The organism is Janibacter sp. CFPM2_SD2 (genome assembly GCF_057364645.1).
Map to the genome: position 1 here is coordinate 1 of NZ_JBNFOF010000188.1, position 6,010 is coordinate 6,010.

Consider the following 6,010-nt stretch of genomic DNA (forward strand, 5'->3'; position numbering starts at 1 on the left):
CCAGCCCTCGCCCACGACGATGCCGGCTGCGTCGAGCACGACGCACCCGACGACGGGGTTGGGGGCGGTGCGGCCGAGGCCGCGCGCGGCGAGCTCGACGGCACGAGCCATCGCCTGCTCGGTGGTCACCTGCTGCTGCATCTGCCTCTCCGTGGTCCGACGCGGACCACGGGGGCGAAGGGAGGCACGCCGATGGCGTGACGACGGCGAGGGCGCACCGGGGTCGCCGGTGACGACCGCAGCCGAGGGACCACCCGGGGAGGGTGACCGCACGGCACGGCCCACGCCGTCGCGTGCTGCCTCCCATCCGGACTTTCACCGTCGGTGCTGGAGTTCCACCAGCTCAACCCGGCCTCGAGAGGACGGGCTCGCGGACTGTCACCGCCGGCTCGGAATTACACCGACCCCGGAGCACGCGTACGACTGACGTCTGTACGAGGACGAGCCTACCCCCGCCCCACTGCACCGGCACCGTGTGTCTCACCACGCGAGGAGGCCCGCACCGCCGGCTGGCGGTGCGGGCCTCGTGGAGGGTTGCGTCAGTTCTTCGCGAAGTAGCGCAGCCGGTCGAGCGAACCGTTCCAGACGTTCTGGTCGATCGGGCTGTCGCTGTACTGCCAGAAGGAGTAGGTGCCCCAGCCCGACGGCAGCGTCCCGGCGCTGCTGGAGTAGCGGGCGATCCACAGCGGCGACTTCGTCGCGAAGGTCGTGTCATGGCCGACGCACTGGTTCCACCAGTAGGTGTTGGTGTAGATCACCGGGTAGCGGCCGGTGCGCGCCTTGTACTGGTTGAGGAAGGAGTTGATCCACGTCTTCATGCTCGCCTGGGTCAGCCCGAAGCAGGTGCTGCCGTAGGGGTTCCACTCGACGTCGAGGGCGCCGGGCAGGGTCTTGCCGTCGGCCGACCAGCCGCCGCCGTGGTCGACGAAGTAGTTGGCCTGGGTGGCGCCGGAGGACTTGTTGGGCAGCGCGAAGTGGTAGCTGCCGCGGATCATCCCGACGTTGTAGGAGCCGTTGTACTGCTGGGCGAAGGAGGGGCTGGTGTAGCCGGTGCCCTCGGTCGCCTTGACGTAGGCGAAGCGCTTGCCGAGGTTCCACTGGGCGGTCCAGTCGACGTTGCCCTGCCAGTTGGACACGTCGATGCCCTTGACGCCCGAGGGCGCGGTGACGGCGGTCGTCTCGCTCGTGGCCTTCGACGGGCCGGTCGCCTTCTCCTTCCAGCCCATCTGCGCCTGCCCGGGCTCGGTGATGCCGGCCGCGCGGGCCTCGGGGGGTCGGGGCGGGTCCTGGGGTGGGGTGCGGGCCGAGGCGGTTGGCTGCGGACGCGGCGAGGGGCGGTGGCGGCGAGCACTGCCGCGGCCACGGTGGTCGTGCGGGGCATGGGGACTCCTGGCGTCGGGGGGCGGCCGGCGGGAGATCCGGCCCGCCGGGACGCTAGGCGACGCAGGTGTCCGGCAGCCCACGATCTCCCCCCGGCCCGGTCAGGCCTTCGTCAGGATCTGCCGGGCACGACAAGGGGAGGGAAGACCTCGCGGTCTCCCCTCCCCTTCGTCGTGGGGTCGGGCTGGTTACTTGCCCAGGCCCTGCATGATCTCGCGCATGAGGTCGGCCGTCTCGGACGGCGTCTTACCGACCTTGACGCCGGCGGCCTCGAGGGCCTCCTTCTTGGCGGCAGCCGTGCCCGAGGAGCCGGAGACGATGGCGCCGGCGTGGCCCATGGTCTTGCCCTCCGGGGCGGTGAAGCCCGCGACGTAGCCGACGACCGGCTTCGTGACGTGCTCCTTGATGTAGGCCGCGGCCCGCTCCTCGGCGTCGCCACCGATCTCGCCGATCATGACGATCGCGTCGGTCTCGGGGTCGGCCTCGAAGGCCTCGAGGCAGTCGATGTGCGTCGTACCGATGACCGGGTCGCCACCGATGCCGACGCCCGTGGAGAAGCCGAACTCACGCAGCTCGTACATCATCTGGTAGGTCAGCGTGCCCGACTTGGAGACCAGGCCGATGCGACCGGCGCCGGCGATGTCCGCCGGGATGATGCCGGCATTGGACTTGCCGGGGCTGATCAGGCCGGGGCAGTTGGGGCCGATGAGGCGCGTGGCCTTGCCGACGGAGTAGTTGTAGAACTCCGCGGAGTCCTTGACGGCGATGCCCTCGGTGATGATGACGGCGAGGCCGATCTCGGCGTCGATGGCCTCGACGACGGCGGACTTGGCGAAGGCCGGCGGCACGAAGATGACCGACACGTCGGCGCCGGTCTCCTTGATCGCGTCGGCGACGGAGCCGAAGACGGGGACGGACTGGCCACCCGGGAAGTCGACGCTCTGGCCGGCCTTCTTGGGGTTGACGCCACCCACGACGTTGGTGCCCGAGGCGAGCATGCGCGTCGTGTGCTTCATGCCCTCCGAGCCGGTCATGCCCTGGACGATGACCTTGGAGTCAGCGGTGAGGAAGATTGCCATGTCTGTTTCAGTCGTCCTTTACTTCGCGGCCAGCTCGGCGGCCTTGCGGGCGGCGCCGTCCATGGTGGCCTCGACGGTCACGAGGGGGTGGTTGAACTCGGCGAGGATGCGGCGGCCCTCGTCGACGTTGTTGCCGTCGAGACGCACGACGAGCGGCTTGGTCGCCGAGTCGCCGAGGGTCTTGAGGGCGCCGACGATGCCGTCAGCGACCGCGTCGCACGCGGTGATGCCACCGAAGACGTTGACGAAGACGGACTTGACCTGCTCGTCGCCGAGGATGACGTCGAGGCCGTTGGCCATGACCTCGGCCGAGGCGCCGCCACCGATGTCGAGGAAGTTGGCCGGCTTGGCCTTGCCCCCGGTGAAGTCCTCACCGGCGTAGGCGACGACGTCGAGGGTGCTCATGACGAGCCCGGCGCCGTTGCCGATGATGCCGACGTTGCCGTCGAGCTTGACGTAGTTGAGGCCCTTCTCCTTGGCCTTCGCCTCGAGCGGGTCGGCCGCGGCCTTGTCCTCGAGCTCGGCGTGGGCCGGCTGACGGAAGTCGGCGTTGCCGTCGAGGGTGACCTTGCCGTCGAGGGCGACGATGTCGCCCTGCTCGGTCTTGACGAGGGGGTTGACCTCGACGAGGGTCGCGTCCTCGTCGCGGTAGACGACCCACAGCTTCTTGAGCACGTCGGCGATCTTGGCCTGGTCGGCCTCGTCGAAGCCGGCGGCCTGGACGATCTCGGTGGCCTTGGCGTCGTCGATGCCGACGTTGGGGTCGACCGCGATGCGGGCGAGGGCCTCGGGGCGCTCGACGGCGAGCTGCTCGATCTCCATGCCGCCCTCCTTGGAGCACATGGCGAGGTACGTGCGGTTGGCACGGTCGAGCAGGATCGAGAAGTAGTACTCCTCGGCGATCTGGGCGCCCTGGGCGATCATGACCTTGTGGACCGTGTGGCCCTTGATGTCCATGCCCAGGATGGCCTCGGCGTGCGCCTCGGCCTCGTCCACGGTCTTGGCGACCTTGACGCCGCCGGCCTTGCCGCGGCCACCGGTCTTGACCTGGGCCTTGACGACGGTGACACCGCCGCTCTTGGTGCCGATGGTCTCGGCGGCTGCTCGAGCCTCCTGGGGGGTGGTGGCGACGGCGCCGGCAAGAACCGGGACGCCGTGCTTCTCGAACACGTCGCGTGCTTGGTACTCGAAGAGATCCACGAGGGTGATTCCGTCCTCTGCTGTGGTAACGGGGTGCGGGACGAGACTAGCCCCCGGACGAAGGGGGAGCACGCCCGGTCCGCGCACGGCCGGGGTCACGACCCCGCGCGGCTCCCCCCTTCGCCCTGCCGGAGGAAGTGATTGAGCCTTTGATCACGGACTCGTCACGACGTCTCGCACGGGACACGTGACCGGGGTTACTGTGAAGTCACCATGGCTTCGCAGCAGCCGTACGACGGCACCACGCAGCACGGCAGCTCGGCACCGGCGCCGACGGGCCGGAGTTTCGGCGTGGTCGACCAGGTCCGCTGCCTCGCGACGCGACAGTCGATGGTCTTCGCCGCCGTCGAGCTCGTCTGGGCGACGACGCACTTCTCGCTCTACCCCTTCGGCACCCGCGCCCCGCGGCGAGGCGGCCCGCGCCACGGGTATCGCATCGAGCACCTCAACCCCGTGCAGCGCGGCATGCTCGTCGCCGGCCTCGCCGAGAGCGGGACCCCGATCCTGCTGCTGCACGGCTTCGCCGACAACCACTCGATCTTCACCGTGCTACGCCGCGGCCTGCTGCGTCGAGGCTTCAGCCGGGTCTTCGCCATGAACTACTCCGTGCGCACCAAGGACGTGCGCACCGCGGCCGCCCAGCTGGCCGAGGAGGTCGAGGCGATCGTCGAGGAGACCGGCTACGAGCGGATCCACATCGTCGCGCACAGCCTCGGCGGCGTCGTGGCCCGCTACTACGTGACCCGCCTCGGCGGCGACGAGCGGGTGCACACGCTGGCGACGCTCGGCGCCCCGCACACGGGCACGCTCGCCGCCTACCTGCTGCCCACCTCGCTCACCCGGCAGCTGCGCCCGGGCAGCGGCCTGATGCAGGAGCTCAACCGCCCCGCCCCCGACTGCCGCACCAGGGTCATCGCCTTCTGGTCCGACACCGACGAGGTGATCGTGCCGGCGGTCAACGCATCGCTCCACCAGGAGGGCGTCGACGTGACCAACGTGCGGCTGCGCGGCATCGGTCACCTGTCGCTGCCGATCCTGCCCACGGTGGTGCACAAGATCGCGACGAGCCTCGTGCAGATCGACAGCGAGGGCAACCAGACCGCCTCGGTCACCGACCTCTCCGCATGACGGCCCCCACCGGCCCGCCACGGTGCGGGCGACGCGAGGCTGCGCGCCGTCGGCGTGTGACCGGGGGCACCCCCGGTTATGCATAACGAAACGGTCACGCTAGGGTAACCACGAATTTTTGTCCGTCCCCGCTGCCAGGGGAAGAAGTCCGATCCCCTGCAAGGACGTCATCCACCATGAGCGAGTACTCCGGTCGACACCGGCCGCCCACCCGCGCCGAGCGCCGCGCCCAGCAGCGCCGCACCCGCCTTCCCAAGAGCTTCGGTCCCGCCTACGCGCTGCCGACCGCCGCCGCCGTCACCCTCGTGCTGACGGCTGCTGGTGCGACCGCCGCGCAGTCCTCCCCCTTCGCCAGCCAGGCCGCCGACTCGGCCAAGGCGGCCTTCGTCACCGGCGGCTCCCCCGCTGCGAGCGCCACCTCGCTGCTGTCCGACCCCGAGGTCGTCGACACCGCCCGCACCGAGGCCGAGACCGCCACCGACGAGGCCGACGGCCTGACCAGCGCCGCCAGGCCGCCTCGACCACCGTCGCCGAGAGCCAGGGCCGCACCCAGGAACGCCAGCGGTCGCCCGCGACAAGGCGCGCAAGGAGGTCGCGGCCGACCGCGCCGCGGCGAAGAAGAAGCGCGACGCCTCGACGTCCTCGTCCGCCACGACCGGCTCGGCCGCCACGGGCGAGACGACGACCGCCGACGGCGAGTCCGCGACCGAGGTCGGCGCCCAGGGCTGGGTCACGCCGCTCGACAACGCCGTCTTCACCTCTCCCTTCGGCATGCGCTGGGGTCGCCTGCACGCCGGCCAGGACTACGCCGCCGCCGTGGGCACCCCGCTCAAGGCGATGAGCAGCGGCGAGGTCATCGGCGCCGGGCCCATGGACGGTTATGGCATCTACATCGACATCAAGTACTGGGACGGCACCGTCTCGCGCTACGGCCACCTGAGCTCGGTGAGCGCGTCCGTCGGCCAGCAGGTCTCCCCCGGTGACGTCGTCGCCCTCTCGGGCAACACCGGCCGCTCGACCGGCCCGCACCTGCACATGGAGATCCACCCCGGTGGCGGCGGCGCCATCGACCCCTCCGGCTGGCTCGCCGAGCGCGGCCTGAGCTGACCATCTCCCCCACGTACCCAACCCTGCAAAACCCTAGGGTCCTGCAGGGTTAGCCGGGATCAACTCTGCAAAACCCTAGGGTTTTGCAGAGTTGTTGGTCAGACGGGACCTGCGGT

General features: G+C 70.4%; 6 protein-coding genes and 1 riboswitch. Of the genes, 2 read left to right on the forward strand and 4 right to left on the reverse strand.

Features of this window, described 5'->3' with window-relative positions; all coding sequences use genetic code 11:
* Positions 1-289: 289 nt before the first annotated feature.
* Positions 290-419, reverse strand: a riboswitch (FMN riboswitch).
* A gap of 120 nt (positions 420-539) precedes the next feature.
* The 3 genes from AC2W7J_RS14710 to sucC all read right to left on the reverse strand — a co-directional run bounded on the left by AC2W7J_RS14710 (position 540) and on the right by sucC (position 3,659).
* Positions 540-1,226 carry a lysozyme gene (locus tag AC2W7J_RS14710; protein ID WP_485983293.1) on the reverse strand — a complete coding sequence of 229 codons (687 nt, stop codon included), beginning with the start codon at positions 1,224-1,226 and terminating at the stop codon, positions 540-542.
* 342 nt (positions 1,227-1,568) lie between these two features.
* Positions 1,569-2,459, reverse strand: a complete 891-nt coding sequence (gene sucD, locus AC2W7J_RS14715) for a succinate--CoA ligase subunit alpha (protein WP_255184136.1) — start codon at positions 2,457-2,459, stop codon at positions 1,569-1,571.
* Positions 2,460-2,477: 18 nt separating this feature from the next.
* A complete protein-coding gene (sucC, locus tag AC2W7J_RS14720; RefSeq protein WP_255184137.1) occupies positions 2,478-3,659 on the reverse strand; it encodes an ADP-forming succinate--CoA ligase subunit beta in 1,182 nt (393 codons plus the stop codon).
* Between the two features lie 213 nt (positions 3,660-3,872).
* On the opposite strand from sucC, the gene AC2W7J_RS14725 reads away from it, so the two are divergent.
* Positions 3,873-4,787, forward strand: a complete 915-nt coding sequence (locus tag AC2W7J_RS14725) for an esterase/lipase family protein (protein WP_485983295.1) — start codon at positions 3,873-3,875, stop codon at positions 4,785-4,787.
* Between the two features lie 271 nt (positions 4,788-5,058).
* On the opposite strand, the gene AC2W7J_RS14730 is transcribed toward AC2W7J_RS14725, so the two are convergent.
* The gene (locus AC2W7J_RS14730; RefSeq protein ID WP_485983297.1) at positions 5,059-5,238 is read right to left on the reverse strand and encodes a hypothetical protein; all 180 of its coding nucleotides are present in this window, start codon (positions 5,236-5,238) and stop codon (positions 5,059-5,061) included.
* A gap of 320 nt (positions 5,239-5,558) precedes the next feature.
* Here AC2W7J_RS14730 and AC2W7J_RS14735 point away from each other — a divergent pair, with 320 nt between their 5' ends.
* Positions 5,559-5,894 (forward strand): M23 family metallopeptidase, encoded by a 336-nt coding sequence (locus AC2W7J_RS14735; RefSeq protein WP_485983299.1) that lies wholly within the window; start codon positions 5,559-5,561, stop codon positions 5,892-5,894.
* Positions 5,895-6,010: the final 116 nt, after the last annotated feature.